General features: G+C 40.8%; 15 protein-coding genes. 4 read left to right on the top strand and 11 right to left on the bottom strand.

Features of this window, described 5'->3' with window-relative positions; translation table 11 throughout:
• Positions 1-279 precede the first annotated feature (279 nt).
• Together CWC11_RS13840 and CWC11_RS13835 are read left to right on the top strand one after the other, a co-directional pair.
• Positions 280-2940 carry a glycoside hydrolase family 16 protein gene (locus tag CWC11_RS13840; RefSeq protein WP_138683164.1) on the top strand — a complete coding sequence of 887 codons (2661 nt, stop codon included), beginning with the start codon at positions 280-282 and terminating at the stop codon, positions 2938-2940.
• A gap of 66 nt (positions 2941-3006) precedes the next feature.
• A complete protein-coding gene (locus tag CWC11_RS13835; protein ID WP_138683163.1) occupies positions 3007-5940 on the top strand; it encodes a TonB-dependent receptor in 2934 nt (977 codons plus the stop codon).
• 51 nt (positions 5941-5991) lie between these two features.
• On the opposite strand, the gene CWC11_RS13830 is transcribed toward CWC11_RS13835, so the two are convergent.
• From CWC11_RS13830 to exaC, 6 genes are all read right to left on the bottom strand, one after another.
• Complete coding sequence (locus CWC11_RS13830) at positions 5992-7464, bottom strand: S41 family peptidase (RefSeq protein WP_138683162.1); 1473 nt, start codon at positions 7462-7464, stop codon at positions 5992-5994.
• Positions 7465-8574: 1110 nt separating this feature from the next.
• Positions 8575-9009, bottom strand: a complete 435-nt coding sequence (locus CWC11_RS13820; protein WP_138683160.1) for a hypothetical protein — start codon at positions 9007-9009, stop codon at positions 8575-8577.
• 125 nt (positions 9010-9134) lie between these two features.
• Complete coding sequence (locus CWC11_RS13815; RefSeq protein ID WP_138683159.1) at positions 9135-9560, bottom strand: hypothetical protein; 426 nt, start codon at positions 9558-9560, stop codon at positions 9135-9137.
• Between the two features lie 129 nt (positions 9561-9689).
• Entirely contained in the window at positions 9690-10025 is a 336-nt protein-coding gene (locus CWC11_RS13810) for a hypothetical protein (RefSeq protein ID WP_138683158.1), read from the bottom strand.
• A gap of 123 nt (positions 10026-10148) precedes the next feature.
• Entirely contained in the window at positions 10149-10496 is a 348-nt protein-coding gene (locus CWC11_RS13805; protein ID WP_138683157.1) for an immunity protein Imm33 domain-containing protein, read from the bottom strand.
• Between the two features lie 465 nt (positions 10497-10961).
• Positions 10962-12482, bottom strand: coding sequence for an acetaldehyde dehydrogenase ExaC (gene exaC / locus CWC11_RS13800; protein WP_138683156.1), 1521 nt, complete (start codon positions 12480-12482; stop codon positions 10962-10964).
• Positions 12483-12654: 172 nt separating this feature from the next.
• Between exaC and CWC11_RS13795 the strand changes: the two genes are divergently transcribed.
• Positions 12655-13551 (top strand): AraC family transcriptional regulator, encoded by an 897-nt coding sequence (locus CWC11_RS13795; RefSeq protein ID WP_138683155.1) that lies wholly within the window; start codon positions 12655-12657, stop codon positions 13549-13551.
• A gap of 159 nt (positions 13552-13710) precedes the next feature.
• Here CWC11_RS13795 and CWC11_RS13790 read toward each other — a convergent pair whose 3' ends face one another.
• The 4 genes from CWC11_RS13790 to CWC11_RS13775 form a co-directional block, all read right to left on the bottom strand.
• Entirely contained in the window at positions 13711-14163 is a 453-nt protein-coding gene (locus CWC11_RS13790) for a nuclear transport factor 2 family protein (protein WP_138683154.1), read from the bottom strand.
• Positions 14164-14317: 154 nt separating this feature from the next.
• On the bottom strand, positions 14318-14698 hold the full coding sequence (locus CWC11_RS13785) for a SpoIIAA family protein (RefSeq protein WP_024032784.1): 381 nt from the start codon (positions 14696-14698) through the stop codon (positions 14318-14320).
• A gap of 192 nt (positions 14699-14890) precedes the next feature.
• Positions 14891-15583: a cupin domain-containing protein gene (locus CWC11_RS13780; protein WP_138683153.1), complete on the bottom strand. Its 693-nt coding sequence runs from the start codon at positions 15581-15583 to the stop codon at positions 14891-14893.
• A gap of 25 nt (positions 15584-15608) precedes the next feature.
• Positions 15609-16229: a glutathione S-transferase family protein gene (locus CWC11_RS13775; protein WP_138683152.1), complete on the bottom strand. Its 621-nt coding sequence runs from the start codon at positions 16227-16229 to the stop codon at positions 15609-15611.
• A 227-nt stretch (positions 16230-16456) separates the two neighbouring features.
• Between CWC11_RS13775 and CWC11_RS13770 the strand changes: the two genes are divergently transcribed.
• Positions 16457-16981: a TetR/AcrR family transcriptional regulator gene (locus tag CWC11_RS13770; protein WP_138683151.1), complete on the top strand. Its 525-nt coding sequence runs from the start codon at positions 16457-16459 to the stop codon at positions 16979-16981.
• 114 nt (positions 16982-17095) lie between these two features.
• On the opposite strand, the gene CWC11_RS13765 is transcribed toward CWC11_RS13770, so the two are convergent.
• Positions 17096-18562, bottom strand: a complete 1467-nt coding sequence (locus CWC11_RS13765) for a carbon starvation CstA family protein (protein WP_138683150.1) — start codon at positions 18560-18562, stop codon at positions 17096-17098.
• Positions 18563-18897: the final 335 nt, after the last annotated feature.

Genomic DNA, 18897 nt, shown 5'->3' with positions numbered 1-18897 from the left:
TAACTTAAAAAATCAATTTAAAGCGCTAAAATGCAACAAGTAGCGTTTCGTAATTACTTAATTTATATATAAATTATGCTAAAAAGTTTAATTGGTAAACTGGTCATACCGTAAATTTAATGTAAATAAGTAAACAAATATGTTGACCATTTACACGCTCCACAATATCATTTGTAAGCGCTTACAAAACACATGTTAAAATGTAAGCGCTTACAACACAAAAATATAGCTCTAAAAACAATTAACCTGACAATAATCTGTTGAAACCGGGGTTCAGTTATGAACATTGAAACAACGCACATTACACGCTTATTTGCCGCTATCTCTTTAGCAACGTTAGCTGGCTGTGGTGGCGATTCTGCCACTAAATCAAATTTTGAAAATGTAGATGCCTCTGAGCCAGTTTCAGATTGGCAAATGGTGTGGAGCGACGAATTTGACGGCTCTGCCATTGATACTAATAAATGGAACTTTGAACTAAACTGCGACGGCGGTGGTAACAACGAAAAACAATGTTACACCGACAGCGAACAAAATGCTTTTATTGCCGACGGTGTGCTAAACATTGTTGCCCTACCAGCGACAGAAGGTGCTGAAAAGCCATACACTTCTGCGCGGTTAAATACCCGTTACAATGCTGACTTTACTTATGGCCGCTTTGAAGTACGTGCAAAGCTACCTTCGGGTCAAGGCAGTTGGCCAGCATTTTGGATGCTACCAACCGATGAAGAATACGGCACATGGCCGCGCTCAGGCGAAATTGATGTTTTAGAGTCTGTAAACCTTAAAACCGCAGATGAAGACGGCGGTATTGAGTCAAGCATTCATGGCACTCTGCACTATGGCCGCGCATGGCCAGATAACAGCTACACAGGTAAAGAATACAAATTCCCTGAAGATACTAACCCTGCTGATGACTTTCATACCTACGCTATTGAATGGCAAGAAGGTGAAATTCGCTGGTACGTTGATGGCTACCTATACGCAACGCAGCGTCAATCAGAAGTACGTACTAATGCCAATGGCGATGCAGTAGGCCTTACTCACCGAGGTTGGTTTGCAGAGTATTTTGAACAAGGTTCTGGCGAGTTTGAAACCCATTGGGATAGCGCACCTTACGATAAAGACTTCCACCTACTTTTAAACTTAGCCGTAGGCGGCGACTGGCCTGAAAACGTAAATGAGTTAGGCGTAGATGCCAACGCATTTGCAAACGGCCAAACGTTTGCAGTTGACTACGTACGTGTTTATCAATGTGCATCTAACCCAGATACTGGCAAAGGCTGTGAAACTATTCGCCCAGGTTACGATAGCCTAGACGATGCCCTACTTGAAGGCGATGCCCCTATTCCAAGTGCACCATCTACCGGTATTGCGACCCCATTAACTATTTTTGGCGATAGCTTTAACCCTAACTGGCCAGCATGGGATTGTTGTGGTGGCTCAACACCTGCTGTAGTGAACGATGAAGAGCAAGGTGACGTAGTTGAATTTACAATAGGCAGCGAGCCTACAGTAGTTGGTTTTATTAGCCGCGATGCGTTTATTACTGAAGAAAATGGTGCTGCAACACCATTTGATGCATCCCCAATGTTAGAAGAAGGCTACGTACGCTTTAAAATGAAAGTAACAAGCGCACCAAGCGTGCCTGATACAACATGGTTTGTAAAACTTGAAAGTACAGAAGCCTCATCAGATGCAGATATGCCGCTTTCAAATAGTATTGAAGGCCAAGCACCTGTTGTAGGCCAATGGCAAACATACACATTTTTACTTTCTGACCTAGATGCCGCGGGCCTTGATATTAGTGCTATTGATGTACTAATGGTATTTCCTGAGTGGGGCACGGGCGAAGGTGCAACCTTTTTAATTGATGATGTTGAAATTACACAAGACAATATAGGCGCATCACCAGAGCTAACTATTTTTGAAGATGAGCAAAACCTAGCATGGCCAATGTGGGATTGTTGCGGCGGCTCAACACCTGTTGAGGCAATGGACGATGAAGAACACGGTTTAACTGCCGAGTTTACCATTGGTGCAGAGCCTACTGTTATGGGTTTTAACAGCCGCACTGAAGTAGGTGGTGCTGGTGAGTCGTTTGATGCAAGCAGCATTTTAGATGAAGGCGTTATTCAATTTGACTTAAAAGTAACGTCTACCCCTAGCGACCCTGCTACACCTTGGTTATTTAAAGTTGAATCAAATGGTGGCGACTCTGCAGTAGAGCTTGAGCTAACAGCAAGTGTAGAAGGCGCAGCACCTGTCACTGGCGAGTGGCAAACATATACCTTTAAGTTATCAGATCTCGCTGGGGCGGGCCTTGATGTAAGCACTATTGACGTACTTATGATATTTCCGGCATGGGCCGCAGGTGAAGGTGCGGTTTACCGTGTAGATAACGTTAAAATTTACAACCCTAATGCAGCACCAGTTGCCTCAGGTGAGCTTAACGTATTTACAGATACAGTCGCCGATCAGTGGAGCATATGGGATTGTTGCGCTGGATCTACACCGACTACAGAAACCGACGATGATCAGCACGGCGCAGTGGCTCAATTTAGCATTGGGGCTACCCCAACTGTAATGGGCTTTTTAGCCGATGAAGACGTATCGTTTGACGCCTCTGCCTTATTAGAAAATGGTGTTGTACAGTATGATATGAAAGTAGTCTCTGCACCATCAAACGTGGATGCACAGTGGTTATTTAAAATTGAATCAATTGGCGCATCAAGTGCAGTAGAACTGGCATTAGATCAAAGTGTTGAAGGGCAAACACCTGTTACAGGCGAGTGGCAAACATACACCTTCCCTATTCAGCAGTTATTTGATGCAGGCTTAGATATTAGCGCATTAAACGTAATCATGGTTTTTCCTAGCTGGGATATGGGCGACGGTGCACTTTACCGCATAGATAACGTAATAATTGCGAATCCATAAATACACACATTAATAGGCGCCTAGCGCCTATTACTACACAACAACATTTTATAAAGCAGAGCTATTATGAACACATTCAATTTTAAAAAGAGCCAACTTGCGGCTTCTGTGTCTCTTATCATTGCTGCGAGCACGTTAAATACGGCTATTGCCGCCGAAGCAGACACAGCAGCATCTCCTGATGTAGAAGTTATTGAAGTAAAAGGTATTCGTGGTTCACTTATTCGTTCTATGGATATGAAACGCGACTCATCTGGCGTGGTAGATGCCATTTCAGCTGAAGAAATGGGTAAATTTCCAGACACAAACTTAGCAGAATCACTACAACGTATTACCGGTGTATCGGTAAGTCGTGCGAACGGTGAAGGTAGCCAAATTACAGTACGTGGTTTTGGCCCAGAGTTTAACTTAATTACGCTAAACGGCCGCCAAATGCCAGGCACAGGTTATACACGCTCGTACAACCTTGAAAACATTGCCTCTGAAGGTGTAAGCGCGCTAGAAGTATTTAAAACAGCCCGCGCCGATGTACCAAGCGGTGGCTTGGGTGCTACGGTAAACATTTCTACTGCACGCCCTTTTCAAAAGCCGGGTCAAAATTTTTCAGCAACTATTAAAGCAAATCACGACTCGTCTAACGAAGCCGGCGATGATGTAACTCCTGAGCTTTCGGCTGTTTATAGCAATACATTTGCAGATGACAGATTTGGTTTTGGTTTCTCGTTTTCGCATCAAGAGCGTGACTTTCAAAAACAAAGTGCCAATATTCAAGGTTGGCAAGCCAATGTAGACCTGCCTGAATTAGATAGCAGTAATGTAGTTGATAACCGTACAGACCCAACAGGTAACTACTACTTCCCTAAAGACATGAACTACTCTATTGAAGATGTAGAACGTGAACGTACTAATGGCCAAGTAACTTTTCAATATGAACCGGTTGATGGCTTTGTAGCCACACTTGATTACACAGCAAGTAAAGCTGTAACCGGTTCTGAAAGTATTGGCTGGGGTATTTGGAACGACTTTGGTAGCAATATTAATGGCTACGAGCTTGATGAAAATGGCACAGCCGTTTATGCCGATATTAGCGGTAACGATGCCTCGTTTACAGCCAACAAAGGCACTACAGAAGTAAAAGCCCGCTCTATTGGTTTAAACCTAGATTGGGAAATAAACGACATATGGCACATTGAGCTTGATTATCACGACTCTAAAAACGAAACCGACAACGGCGCCGATGACGGGCTAGGCAGTACAGGCCAAGTGATTTTGGGCTCAGATCAGCTCGCTAATAAAATTTACGATTACCGCACAGGCGAAATTCCAAGTGCACAAGTTAACTGGTTAAATGGCACAAGCGAATTAACGCCAGGTGAAATTGATTCTAACTTTAGCCAATTTACGCACTCGCCAGGTGAATCTAACATTGAACAGTTACAACTACATACTACGTGGTACAACGAAAGCTATGATATTGGCCTAGTTAAAGTTAAATTTGGCGCATCACGCACTGAACAAAACACCGGCGGTTACACTGCATGGAGTGGCTTAGTGGGCGGCCCTGGTTTTAACCCATCGTACACAGAAATATTCCCAGATAGCATGTTTACTCGCCACGATACGTCGGGCCTTTTAGATCAGTTTGATGGTGGTGGCAGCGATTTACAACCAGGTTACTACTACACCTACGATTTTGACGAAGCCGTAGCACGCCAAATTGCATACTTAACAGCAGATGTTACAGGTGGCGATGCATATGCGGCCAATGCCTATATGGATGGCATTGACAGCGAAAGCTACGTAGAAGAAATCACTAATAGCTTTTACATTCAATCAAGCTGGGAGTTTGATGTAAGTGACTACTACGTAAAAGTAAATGCAGGTCTACGCTACGAGCAAACAGACGTAACCAGCACTGTACGCCAACGTGTTGAAGAGCAAGTTAACTGGATCAGCGCCTCAGAGTGGATCATGCAATACGCTGCTGGCGGCGATGATAACTTCTTAGAGCAACAAGGTGATTACGATGTTTTACTGCCGTCAATCGATGTAAGTGTTGATTTAACTGAAGACGTAGTAGCCCGTGTTTCATGGGGTAAAACTATGTCGCGTGCACCACTGGGTGATTTAGCCGGTGGCCGCAGCTTAACTGGTAGCCCAAAACCTGGTTCGCGTACGGGTAGCCAAGGTAATACAAACTTACTGCCGTTTGAATCAACAAACCTCGATTTATCATTAGAGTATTACTACGCAGAAGGTAGCTATGCCTCTGTTGGTTACTTTAAAAAAGACGTAGATAACTTTATTCAAACAACTATTACGCAAACCACGATTGATGGCCTATACGACATTTTAAATGGCCCACGTTACTTACAAGCCGTAAGCGATATTGAATCACGTGGTGAGCAAGCAACTACCGACGCTATTTTTGCACAAATGATTAGCAATGGTTACGGCAATGCGAATGGCGTCATTGAGCCAAATAGCGATGACCCACTTATGGTATGGAACATAAGCCAGCCACAAAACACCGACAGCAAATCGGTAGATGGTTTTGAAGTGGCTTTACAGCACTTAATTGGCGAAACCGGTTTTGGCGTAGGTGTTAACGCAACGTTTGTAGATGGCGATGTTGAATTTGATAGCGAAAGCCTTGATCAACAAGCACCGCTTACAGGCTTAAGTGACTCTGCTAACTTCCAAGGCTTTTACGAAAAAGACGGCCTATCGGTTAAAATCACTTATGCATGGCGCGACTCGTACCTAATTGGTGTAGGCCAAGCACAAGGCTCAGCCGACGCGCCACCGCAATATGCTAAAGCCTACGGCCAATGGGATATGAGCGTTAACTACGATGTAAACGAAAACGTAACTGTATTTTTTGATGGCATAAACTTAAATAATGCAACCGAAGAAGGTTACGGACGTTACGAAGAGCAATTTTTATTTGCTAATCAGTACGGTCCACGTTACTCAGTGGGTGCCCGTTACACATTTTAAACTAAACCCTAGTTAGAAAGTTAAGCCGCTTGTTATAACAAGCGGCTTTTTTTATAGCGTTTTTATTTGCTCAAGTAATACATCAGTTGTCCAATCAATGCCGCTGTAGGCAACATCGGGTTTGTAAAAATCCCCTGCCCCACGCGCTCTGTTTACATATACTTTATTTGGCACTACAACTTTGCCTAAGCCTGAAGGTAAATCGGCTAAACGTACCTCCATATATAATGAGTCTGCGCTACTTGGTGCACCAAATAAAGTTGTATTTTCAAAAAGCTTAAACTTATCTAGCGCATCTAAACAAGCACTGGCGCATTGTGGCGGCACTATAACAAACACCTTGGTTTTAAAGTCACTCACTAACGACTCTTTTGGTATGTTATTTAGCGTATTAGCCTCTTGTTCTACATAAAATGGGGCATCACTTTTAATTGATAAAGCCATACCCGCTGCTACGGTTTTGAGAGTTTTGAGTACTTCGGGTTGATCTTTTACAACCTCTAATAAAGACACTACATGGTCGGTATTATCTTTTGATGCTCTCCACCACACTTGCGTGTTTTGAAAAGTATTATTTGCTTTTTGTTCTACTATTTTTTTGCCCCATAGTTCTTTGGCTATTTGTGAGCTCCAGTAAGATGAGCCACCTTGGTTATGGCGCAAATCTAATACCACGGCTTTTGCAGTAAGTAACTTGCTACGTTGCTGTTGTATTTTTTCAAACACTTTATTGTATGCAACTGTTTGTTTATCGTTTACTGAAAAGCTAGGCATAGCAATCCAAGCAATATTTTTTTCAGGCCAGGTTAAATCAATGGGGAGTTCATCACCGTTGTAGGCATTTTCTAAATGCTTACTGACTGACTTAGGCCTTACAGACCAATTTAATACGTGTGTATAGGTATCGCCATTGGCTTTAACAAATTCGCATTCTTTTAGAGGAGTTAAAAATGGATTGCCCTCGTCAATGAGTAACCGCCAACCTTGCTGCCACCAATGGCCAGGCTGTGTAACTTGCCCATGAAACTTAAACACTCTCTCACGCATTAAGGTATCAGTGCTTTGCCCATCACATTGGCTTACAACGTCGCCTTTGCTAATGTTTTTGTTTTCGCTGTAATACACTTTTAACGCATCACCGCGCCAAACAGCTCTAAAACCGGGCCAGCGGCGCGCGGGTCTATCTACGCTTGAAAACGCACCCGCGTGCCCATCTTGTAAAATAGTGCTAAAGCGCGCAATTGCCGCTGCATGAACCTGCGGCCCACTCGCTTGTGCTGAGAGTTTAAGCGCTTGTGCTTTTGCCTGTTTTAATAAATCAGGGAACGCGGGGTTGTTAGCATCAAACATACCGGGGTGATTTTGTGCGGTAATGCTATAGGTTGCCTCAATATCGCGCTCTGTTATGCTGCGCCACTGCTCAGGTGTAGTCGGTATAATCGGATTTTGTGCAGCATTTACAACTGGTGACAGTAATAAAATTGGGAGCAATACATAATTGGTTATTCTTGTTTTTATAGTCATAAAAATCCGTTTAAGCTAAAAATAAATTACTGGTACGTTACTGTTCATTAACAATACTAAAAAAGCGATTTAAGGTACATATGTAAATATGTATGGTAACTAACTTAAAAACGTATAAATTGTTCATTCTTAATAATAAATAACACTTATTTGATCTAACTAAATATTATGTTCATGCTGATGTGTAATACTGGTATTAACGTTTACGGTTAGACCTAACTTGCCTACCATTTATAAATAAATTTAAAAGTAGCTTGGTGACAACATGATCAAAAATAAGCACAGTAACCTTTTTGAACTCGTTGCACTTGGTCTTACATTACGATGTAATTATGCATTAAGTACGTAATCACAGAGCAATTGTCTAGTGGCAAAAAAGCGATAGCGCTTTAGTAAAACTAGCCAGTTTTAGTTACAAAAAACCACAAGGAGAGCCCGTCGGTTATGTATTAGAGAAGCACTAAATACAAGGGCTTTAGTCTAGTTATTATTAAAATTTAACTGTTTATTGAAGCTAATATTAAAGCGCTTATTAGTTAACTTTGATTAGTCTGATATGCAGTTTTATTAAACTCAGTACTTTGTAAAATTTGTACTTCGTTTCAGAGTTCATATTTAAGATAGGTGTTTGTTATATTTCTTTGTAGACGTAATAACGAAATAGCAAAGCTTGAAATAATGCCGCGCAACCAAGTAATAATGAACCTTTATACAATAGAGGCGGAAGCACAAATGCCATAGGTAAAGCTGCATAATATAAATAAGAGCGATTAGTGTATTTGCTTATAAAATAATGAAGTGGAAATCCAATTACTAACCACCCAACAATAGAGATAAGTAAATAAACACTCATATATAGTAAAAATGTAACAATCGAGCCTAATAGGCCGTTTACTGATAAGGGTAATAAACCTGTGAATATAGCCCACACAGCAATACCTATTCCCACAAATAAGAGGCTTTTGAGTATTGCTTCATCCCAGTTTCCAAGAGTCAATTTTTATCCTTAAAACATAAGACCCAAATAATGGGCAAAACTATTGGTTAAAATAGCAAAGAAAGAACAAAAACTAACTGTTTGTTATCCTATTAATTTGCATGTTATACGCTTTATTTAACAAGCCTGTATTGTTCTATACTACCGGCGATAAAACAAATGCCAACATAAAACCAAACTGTGCTTGCTACAATTTGCCAAGTGTCAAAACCTGAAGAGGTTACAAATGTTGGAATTGCAATTAAACCACGTAAAGTACACAACACCGCAATAGTAATTAAGGCTGATTTGAGCTGTGGAACTTTGCGGACTAACCCTGCTGCTGAAAATGCAAATATAGTACAAGCAAACATTAAACTGGCAACGAATACTGTACTAATAGGTGCAAGCATAGTTCCCTGTTGCGCTCGTTCAATAACTTGCTGTGGTGCACGAGCAAATTCAAACCAACTAGGCCCACCAAAAATACAAAGCAGATGCCAGATCGCAGAAGCTGAGGCAAGAAAACCAGCACTAATTAATAACTTTGATTGGATAGTTAAAATCAATGTGAACTCCTTTTTGCATTGACACAGAACTTTCCAATAACGGGCGCAGACATGTGGGGCATAATGACGAAGCCGACACGCGTGTATGCGTCCCAGCGAACGAAGTGAGAGGGTTAATTGGGTTGTTATACGTTTGACTGAATAAAAAACTGCCTCATGCCAGTGCTATAGAACACATAGTACGCCCAAACAGCTATTATTGGCCCACCTATTACAATCCCACTTAAAGAATAAAAAGACATTAAGGCAATAATAGATGCCCAGTATAAAAAAGTACCAACACGGCCAGCCCAGTGTTTATTCACTGAAGCAAAGCAAATTGCAATGATTAGTATGCTAAATAACAGAAAGCCGGGCGCCATACCTGTTAACCAAAATTCTTGGTAAGTAAGGCTGCGCCCATTCAACGAATACTCTCCGTTTGGCCAAGGCCAGAAAGCAAAAAGCACCATCAGTGAATATGTAATTGAGTTGAGCATATGCTGAAACCGGAATAACTTTGGCATCCCTTTCGTTTCTTTGAATACTCTCATGAATTTATTAAAAATCATCCTTGATGCCTGTTCGACGTATAACACTAAGCTAAGGGGCAAAAACACAGTGCGAGAATAGCGAAGCCGCACTGTGTTTTTGCCCGCGCAGCGGGATGCGACTTAAGCGTTTTGTTAGAAGCCATTCGCTCATATATCCTCTTCTGTTTTTTTAAGCTTTACCCCATCGACAATTATTGTCCATTCCCCATTTGATAGTGTTGGTGGCTGAGAGACATTAAACGTGGTGGTTAAAAAACTGAGCCCTACAATGAAGTCATCGCCAATAAATTCTTGTAGAGGACCATTGATAGAGGTCTTTCCACCTCTTTGCAAGCGCTGGTATGAAACTGTTCCATCTTCCAAAATAAGCAGGTACATCTCTTTACTTTTCCACTCGCCGGCATAGACTAATTTGTCATCCGGTAACGGTTTGCTACACCCAGCAAGTAGTAGTAAAAACACTAGAGAGAATAGTTTTTTCATATTTCCTCGTTAGTAAAATGCCCTTTGGCTTCTAACGCTTCACTAAGAAGCGAGTTTAGGCTTGCTAAACTAAGTGACGAAGGAACTCGAGCAAGCCTTGACGAGTCTTTCTTTAGTGACTTGTTATATGCTTTCTTGCGCCACTTTCTGATCAAGCCAAACATGCTCACTTTCACCACCCAAATTAAAACGATAACCAAATGGCAAAGCCATATATAGTGCTAATTCAGGGCGTTTATCAATAATATGCTCGAAGTGAACTGTAAGCAATGAGTCAATATTTCCATCATATTCATCAGTAGTTAACCACCAACCACTCATATGTTCTGGAGAAGGATAACGAACTCCTTCCACTGGCGTTACCCCTTCATAGATGCCTTTTGAGATTGCTACAAGCTGACCTGTTTTCACTGGTTGGTACTGAGCACCATAATGTTCACAACACTCTTGTTGACTTAACTCAAAACTCAAAATTTAAACTCCAAACCTGCCTAAGCATATAACAATTTTGTCTACGACATATGTCGCTTTATAAACCGACAAATGTCCCTATATTACAATGTATTTATTTTAGCCAGCGAATACCCTCCTGTAAACAATTAGTTAACTATAAAGAAGTTTCCATTAATGCTGTAACACACCAAAATGGGGGAGATCAGTAATATCCGACAATACATAAATCACTGCACATTTTTAGAGCCGCTTTTTATAAAAAATTAATATCATAAAGTCGTTTTTTAGCGCAGGTAATGAGTTATTTAAAACGCTTAGGTTTTAACGTTTTGAATACAGCTGGTATTGTACTTATATATTACAACACGCTTAAAGTAGTGTTGTGAGCACTGTGAAATAAAAGCACTCTAAATAAAAAAGCGCTACAAATATGCAGCGCCCCCATTACTTAATGGTTGTTGTGTTTAAGTTTCAACTGCTTTATTAAAAAAAGCCGAGTGGATCTTCGCTATAGCTCACTAATAGGTTTTTAGTTTGTTGGTAGTGATCGAGTGCTAACTTGTGTGTTTCACGCCCTATTCCTGATTTTTTATAACCACCAAATGCAGCATGTGCTGGGTACATGTGGTAACAGTTGGTCCACACTCGACCAGCTTCAATTTTACGCCCCATACGATAAGCACGATTCATGTTTCTACTCCATACCCCTGCACCTAAACCAAATTCTGAGCTGTTAGCAAGTTCGAGTGCTTCGGCTTCATCCTTAAAGGTCGACATAGAGATAACAGGGCCAAAAATTTCTTCTTGGAACACACGCATGTCGTTTGTGCCTTTAAGTAGCGTAGGTTGTATGTAATAACCACCGTTTAAATCGTCATTTAGCTGCTCAACGTTTCCGCCAGCGAGTACCTCTGCCCCTTCTTTTTTACCTATGTCTATGTAACTAAGTATTTTATCAAACTGTGCTTTTGAAGCTTGAGCGCCCACCATGGTTTCGCTGTCGAGTGGATTGCCACGTTTAATTTGTTGAGTACGCTCAAGTATGCGTTCAATAAACTGCTCGTAAATATCTTCTTGAATAAATAATCTTGATGGACAGGTACACACCTCACCTTGGTTAAAGTAAGCAAGTACAGCGCCTTCAATGGCTTTTGATAAAAACGCGTCGTCTTTTTCCATTACATCATTAAAAAATATATTGGGCGATTTACCGCCAAGCTCTACCGTTGAAGGGATAATATTTTCAGCAGCGCATTTTAAAATATGAGAACCGACAGGTGTAGAACCTGTAAATGCAATTTTAGCGATGCGTTTGCTTGTGGCCAATGCTTCGCCTGCTTCTTTACCAAAACCATTTACAATATTAAGTACGCCTGCAGGCAGTAAGTCACCAATAATTTCCATAAGTACTAAAATAGAAGCTGGAGTTTGCTCAGCCGGTTTTAAAATTACACAGTTACCAGCGGCAAGTGCAGGTGCAAGTTTCCATGCGGCCATTAAAATAGGGAAGTTCCACGGGATAATTTGCCCAACCACACCTAACGGCTCGTGAAAATGATATGCCACCGTGGTTTCGTCAATTTCGCCAATGCTGCCATCTTGCGAGCGCAGGCACCCTGCAAAGTAGCGAAAATGATCGGCCGCTAACGGAATATCAGCCGCGAGTGTTTCGCGAATGGCTTTACCGTTGTCCCATGTTTCGGCAACAGCCAGTAACTCTAAGTTTTGCTCAATTCGGTCGGCTATTTTTAACAGTATATTACTGCGCTCGGTAACTGAGGTTGTGCCCCATTGATCTCGCACTGCATGCGCTTTGTCGAGTGCTAGGTTTATATCGTCTTTATCTGAGCGAGGTATTTGGCAAAATACCTTACCGTTTACCGGGCTTATATTATCAAAGTACTGGCCGTTTACAGGCTTTACCCACTCCCCGCCAATATAATTACCGTATTGGTTTTTAAAATTTACTAGTGCGCCGTCGCTACCTGGATTTGCATATATCATGTGTGTGCTCTCTTTATTGTTGTTAGCTAAAGGTCGAACATTTATATAAAACAAAATGCTTTATATTTAATCAGTGTTGTTTGACATTAGCCTAACGAGCACCTAAAAACTTGATTAGCTGTCCACAAAAGTTGTCTGTGAGTCCACACTAATAAAAAACTAAAGGATTGATATGCACACATCTCAGTTAAACAAAAAACGCCAGCAACTTGATGTTTTAATAGAAAATAAAGTCACGTTTGCGGCAGATAATAGTGAATTGAGCATTTACGACACGTACCAAAGCGCACAAAAGGTGGCACTGCATTCAAACGAATTACTATTTTGTGCCATGCTCAGCGGTAAAAAAGTAATGCACGTAGAAAGTAGCCAATACCATAAAGCATTTTTACCACACGAGTCGTTTGTATTAGCGCCAGAGCAAGGTGTATTAATTGATTTTCCACAGGCATCAATGCACGCCCCAACTACGTGTTTAGCGATTGAAATTAGCAAAGATAAAATAAACTCTGTGGCGGATGCGCTTAACATGCAACAAAACTTTGCACGCGATGGCGGCCTGTTCGAATATGTCCCGCAATTGGTGCATAGCCAACATAATAGTCAAACACAGCAATTATTAGAGCGCATGGTGCATTTATTTAGCGAACAAGGTGCCCAGCGGCATTACTTGATTGATTTATCGTTAAACGAATTGATCACCCGGTTGTTACAACAACAAAGTCGCGATTTATTACTCGCTAATTGCAATAAAACACGCCTTAAAACAAAAATAAGCGATGCACTGCTTTATATCGAAGAGCACTTAAACGAAACGCTCGACATAAACACCTTGTGCAAAATAGCCTGCATGAGCCGCAGTAAATTTTATAATCAGTTTAAACTTGCATTTGGCACTACCCCAGCTCTTTGGCAGCAACAGTTAAGACTTAAAAAAGCGCGCAATCAATTACTGCAAGGCCATGCAATTAGCCAAGTGTGCTTTGATGTTGGATTTAATAGCGCGAGCCACTTTAGTCGTCTATTTAAAAAAACCTTTGGCATTGCGCCTAAAGAGTGCCGACATTAATAAATAAACAAATAAGAAACCGATTAAGCAGTAATGAGCTATCAGGTAGTGATTAAGGTATTTATTTACACCGCTAATAAGCTTTAATAAATACAATAATAGCTGATGTAATATAAACAGTTAAAGCCCCCATATAGCGGGGCTTAGCCTAATTTATAATTATTGCTTAATAAAAGTAACGCCTTTAGGTATTTCACCTTGCGGTAAGCGGGTTGAGTGCATTTGCGATAATAGCCATTTGTCACCCACTTTTGATACAACCACGCTTTCTAACCAAAAAATATCAGCACTTTTATCGGCGTTTTTAAAATTGGCTTTATTCCAGTAATTAATAAACGCAACATTTCCTTCTACACGCGAATTTATAACACTAAAATAATTAGTTCTTATGTAATCAGCGGGCTTAACAACATTTACAAAGTCATCAATGGTCCACACTTCACCGTGCTCTAAAAGTAGAAATGAATCATCAACAGCCGCGCGCATTTTTGCGTGATCAAAGTTAGAAACAGCTAAAAATAAATCGCTCACGGGCGTAAATATGGTGTTGTCTTTTGCATGTATTGATGTAGAAAATATGAGTAAAACAAAAAGGGCAAGTACATGTTTCATTGTTATTATAATGTGTAGTTTTATTAATATTAAGGAGTGTATTTTAATTAAGCAGCATTAACAATTGAAATAAAGCAAATTCAACTATTTAATAACACTCCTATATATAAAAAAGCACTCTGTAAGAGTGCTTTTTTATACTTTTTTAATCACTTTATTCATCAAGCCAATCGATGGCGGCGGTGGCGTTTTCATAGTATTGCACCTCGCCTGAGATAAACCAATTGCCTATTTTAGCCATGCGGGCTTGCCATTCTTGATTGCCATAAATAGCAATTTTATTAAATTCTTTTGAATGTCTTACGCCAAGCTTTAAATCATCCCACGCGGCGCGAAGCTCCCAGCCTTCTAGCTCGCTGGCATCAATAAGCACGTTTGCTATAGGGTGTTTAACCTCGCCAAGGGCAGAGTCGATCATGGGGGTAATGACTTTATAGTCTTCATGGGTGAGTGTACCCACTGCTTTTAATTTTAAAAAGAATTCTCGACCTGCGCGTTCAATACCAATAGATAAACCATGTGTTGTGTGTACCATGCTGCTCTCCTTAACCGGGTGCGCTTAAAATATTTACAGCCTGTTGTTTCTAGGGCTTAAATTGTTCTATTTAAGTTAGTAGTAACTACATACAAATGCCAAACATTGGCTGAGTTAAGCTATAAAAATACACCCTATTAAGTTAATTAGTCCTGAACTAAATCAAACAATACTGCTAAATAATGGCAATAACTAAGCATTTTGCACACGCTCAATTTGCTTATTAACATCAGTTAAATGGCCTAACTTAAGCCATACTTTTGCACCATGCTTACCAGCGGTTATATTAAGCTCACTATTCATAGGCAGCCTTAACCAACTGTGCTTTGTTAATGTGTCTGACTGCTCACTAATATCGCCTTCAAGCACCAGTAGCTCAGCCCCACCGCTTGCACTAATTTGAATATTGGCACCGGCTTCAAAGTGCAATAGGCTCACGTTTTCAAAGTCATCTTTATAAAGCGGTGTAATGGCAAGCCCTTTAAATGTGGCGTGTTGCACGCTGCCCATGTGCTGTGTTTGTAGGCGTACGTTAGTTCTATCTTGTGGTTGAAACTGCCACAGTTTAACAAATATAACGCAGCCATTTTGTGAGCCTGGTTTATGCTTTGATTGTGGCGGATTACGAATATAGGAGCCTTGTGGAAAATCGCCATGCTCATCTTGAAATACGCCTTCTAGCACTACAAATTCTTCACCACCGGTATGTACATGAGGGGAGAATTCGCTGCCCGGCGCATAACGTACAATGCTTGTAGCACGGGCTACTTCATCGCCTACTCTATCAAGTGGGCGCCTATCTACACCTGCCATAGGCGAGGGGATCCAATCAAGTTGTTCACTATGAACAACGACACGTTGAGTAAAATCGGCGGCTATTTTCATTTAAAGCTCCTATATATATGTGTATTTAAGCAGCAACACTTTCTCGTTGTGCTACATTTTCTTGCCACGCTTTTAAATGTGTAAGTTCACTTGGAATCGCAATTTGTGCAAACCCAGCAAACACAAGCCCAGCATACAATGTAATATCAGCAATACTAAACTGCTCACCGCAAACAAATGTCGATTGTGCTAGTACATCGTTGAAATAGCTAAACCCTTGGTGTGCTTTTTCGCCTTGCTTCTCACCCCAGGCTACGTTTTGATACGTTTCAAGCTCTGGACCTAAGCCATCTGTCGCATGATGAAAATAAGTAGCCACTGCGTCAAGCACCATAGACTCAGAGCGCTTTTGCATCATGTTTATTACTGCACGCTCTTTTGCGGTTTTCCCCATTAATGATGGCCCTTCAAAAGCAGTATCAATATATTCTGTAATAGCAGTGCTTTCAGATATAAATGTACCATCATCAAGCTCAAGTACAGGCACACCTGCTAGTGGGTTTTTTGCTAAAAAAGCGTCTGTTCTATGCTCGCCATTAAGTAAATCTACCGGAACAAACTCAACATGTTCAGTCGCATTTTTTTCAGCTAATGCTATACGAACACGTAGTGGATTAGGGAAGTTTTCTACATCATAAATTTTCATAAACCACCTGTTATTAAATTAGTTGGATATCGAAGGGTTTTCACAAACCTACCTACCGATAGGTAATTTATATAGTTAAAGTAATTTTATGTCAAATTTAAAACTTACTATTTATTCGAACCTTTATTGATGGGCTACTAATTGATGCTATTTATTTAAAATAAATGACTTGAAAGCAGCTACCTACTGGTCGATAATTTCGTCACTAAAAGCAAGGTATAATTAAAATGAGCAAAAAAGAAGCGTTACTAAAAGCAGCAGAAAACAAAGTACGCCTTGGTGGCTACAGTAACTTTAGCTTTAGAGAACTGGCAAGCGAAATAGGTATTAAAAGCGCCAGTGTTCATTACCACTTCCCTACTAAAGCTGATTTAGGCGCTGAGCTTGCTCATCAATATACCAATGCGTTTTTAAATGCGTTAGGCACGCCAAGCGAACTTAAAGCTAACGGTAAAAATCCTATTGATGTGTACACTCAGCTTTTTAGAAGTGCATTAGTAACTGACCGAAAAATGTGTTTATGTGGTTTGCTAGGGGCCGAAAGCGATAGCCTTCCGGATAAAGTACGCCTTGAAGTTAAACGTTTTTTTAATCAGAATTTAGAGTGGCTTACTGAAGCGCACCGTGCCAATGGTGAGCAGCAACCTAAACACGCTGCTATTCATACCGTAAGTCTGCTTGAAGGTGCGATGATGATTAGCAAAACACTTGATGATAATAGCTACTTTGAGCTTGCCACACAGCCAGCTTAGTAACTAAGGTGTTTATAAATAGCAACGTTCTTAATTAACGTACTGATCAATTGTTTTACTCATAAAAAACGAGCTATTAAATAGCTCGTTTTTTGTGGCTTATAAATACTGCGCTTACGCTGCGGCATTTGCCTTATGTTTAGTGTGAACAAACACTAAACCAACTAAGCCAATTACAACCACTGCGGCACCAATTGGTTTACCTAAATCGGCCGATAAATTAAAGCCAATGGCCGCTGTCATTATGTAAGACAATGTCACACCTGTAGCAATAACCGCAGGTACACTTGCAATCCAATGAAAGGCACGTCTATCAAACAAGTACTTAGTAGCAAGCCATAGTACGCTTGTTGAAAGCAGCATGTTTGAAAATGCAAAGTAACGCCAAATTAAAGAGAAATCTAATTTAGTCATAAAGTAAGCAATGGTTAAAATAGGGATTGCTAACAATAAACGGTTACGTAAGCTTTGCGGAATATTAAACGCATCAACAACCGTTAAGCGTAGTGAACGAAACGCTGTATCGCCCGATGTAATAGGGAAAACGGCTACGGCAATAATCGCCATAATGCCACCAAGTACACCTAAGTAACTATTTGCTACATGGTTAACCACTAAGCCTGGACCACCTTGGTCAAGCAATGCTTTTAAGCCTGCGTAACCTTCTGGGAATGCTGCAATACCAGCAAGTGCCCATACACAGCCTACAATGCCTTCACACATCATTGCACCGTAATATACTGGGCGTACGTATTTTTCGTTAGTTAAACAACGAGCAATAATAGGCGCTTGCGTAGAATGGAATCCACTAATAGCACCACAGGTAATGGTAATAAACAGTAGTGGCCACGTTGGTAAACCATCTGGGTTAGGCTCTAAAAAGTCGTGCGCATGGTCGGCTTCAAAGTATGCTAAAAAATCACCCGCCACTGGTAAATGTGGTGCATTAATTAATAATGAAACGGCAATTGCAACGGTCATTACAATCATTAATGCGCCAAAGATTGGGTAAAATTTAGTAATGATTTTGTCAATTGGTAGTAACGTTGCTAAAAAGTAGTACGCTAAAATGGCAAGTACCCAAAAGGTGTTATTAGCAAAAAACGTATCTTGAAAAACATCTAAGTTACTTAATAAGCCCGCTGGGCTCATAATAAATACAACGCCTACGAAAAACAGTAGCATGGCTGTAAATATCAGCATAAAGCCTTTAAATACTACGTTGTAATAATGACCTGCAATTTCAGGTAAACTTTTACCATCTTCTTTAATGCTCATCACACCTGAGAAGAAGTCATGTACCGCACCACCTAATACGTTACCTAGTACTATCCACACTAGGGCTACTGGGCCGTAAAGCGCACCTAAAATTGGGCCGAATATTGGGCCTACGCCAGCAATATTTAAAAACTGGATTAAAAATGCACGCACAGGGTGAATGGCTACATAGTCAACACCTTCGCTAAAGCGTTTTTGCGGTGTATCAACTGTTGTGTCCATACCTGCTTGTTTTTCAACAAATGGGCTATAAAACTTATATCCCAGTATTAAGATTGTGATGCAGATAAAAAAGATGATCATAAAGCACGTTTCTCTTTTTGTATTTGGAGTATAGAGCGTGTAATTTCCGCTCCGCCTTTTCAATCCGTGAATAATCGACGAACATTAACAAAGTATTAATTCCCCCGCTATAAGACGAATAGCTAATACACAAGGGTCTGTAGACCTTTCAAGGTTAAATTTGCAGCAGCCTGCTTGGTATTTAGGCAAGGCAGAGCGTATGTGGTGTGGTTATTCCCCATAAGTAGGCGATAACGTAGCATTAATGCCAAGCAGGCGCTGCCCTTCGGGTTCTGCCTAGGGGCAATTTACTCTTTGTTGCTCGGTTTTGACTTAGCCCACTAGGTTACAAACCT

The sequence above is a fragment of the Pseudoalteromonas sp. S3178 genome, assembly GCF_005886985.1.
Classification (GTDB): domain Bacteria; phylum Pseudomonadota; class Gammaproteobacteria; order Enterobacterales; family Alteromonadaceae; genus Pseudoalteromonas; species Pseudoalteromonas carrageenovora.
Note: the sequence above shows the minus strand (reverse complement) of the source record. Positions and strands in the feature narration are given on the sequence as shown.

What these genes read in the sequence shown, in the direction of transcription:
- CWC11_RS13830 (WP_138683162.1), bottom strand. Translation starts at nt 7,464, where the DNA reads ATGACTATAAAAACAAGAATAACCAATTATGTATTGCTCCCAATTTTA.
- CWC11_RS13840 (WP_138683164.1), top strand. Translation starts at nt 280, where the DNA reads ATGAACATTGAAACAACGCACATTACACGCTTATTTGCCGCTATCTCT.
- exaC (WP_138683156.1), bottom strand. Translation starts at nt 12,482, where the DNA reads ATGATATATGCAAATCCAGGTAGCGACGGCGCACTAGTAAATTTTAAA.
- CWC11_RS13835 (WP_138683163.1), top strand. Translation starts at nt 3,007, where the DNA reads ATGAACACATTCAATTTTAAAAAGAGCCAACTTGCGGCTTCTGTGTCT.
- CWC11_RS13810 (WP_138683158.1), bottom strand. Translation starts at nt 10,025, where the DNA reads ATGAAAAAACTATTCTCTCTAGTGTTTTTACTACTACTTGCTGGGTGT.
- CWC11_RS13815 (WP_138683159.1), bottom strand. Translation starts at nt 9,560, where the DNA reads ATGATTTTTAATAAATTCATGAGAGTATTCAAAGAAACGAAAGGGATG.
- CWC11_RS13770 (WP_138683151.1), top strand. Translation starts at nt 16,457, where the DNA reads ATGAGCAAAAAAGAAGCGTTACTAAAAGCAGCAGAAAACAAAGTACGC.
- CWC11_RS13785 (WP_024032784.1), bottom strand. Translation starts at nt 14,698, where the DNA reads ATGGTACACACAACACATGGTTTATCTATTGGTATTGAACGCGCAGGT.
- CWC11_RS13780 (WP_138683153.1), bottom strand. Translation starts at nt 15,583, where the DNA reads ATGAAAATAGCCGCCGATTTTACTCAACGTGTCGTTGTTCATAGTGAA.
- CWC11_RS13795 (WP_138683155.1), top strand. Translation starts at nt 12,655, where the DNA reads ATGCACACATCTCAGTTAAACAAAAAACGCCAGCAACTTGATGTTTTA.
- CWC11_RS13790 (WP_138683154.1), bottom strand. Translation starts at nt 14,163, where the DNA reads ATGAAACATGTACTTGCCCTTTTTGTTTTACTCATATTTTCTACATCA.
- CWC11_RS13775 (WP_138683152.1), bottom strand. Translation starts at nt 16,229, where the DNA reads ATGAAAATTTATGATGTAGAAAACTTCCCTAATCCACTACGTGTTCGT.
- CWC11_RS13765 (WP_138683150.1), bottom strand. Translation starts at nt 18,562, where the DNA reads ATGATCATCTTTTTTATCTGCATCACAATCTTAATACTGGGATATAAG.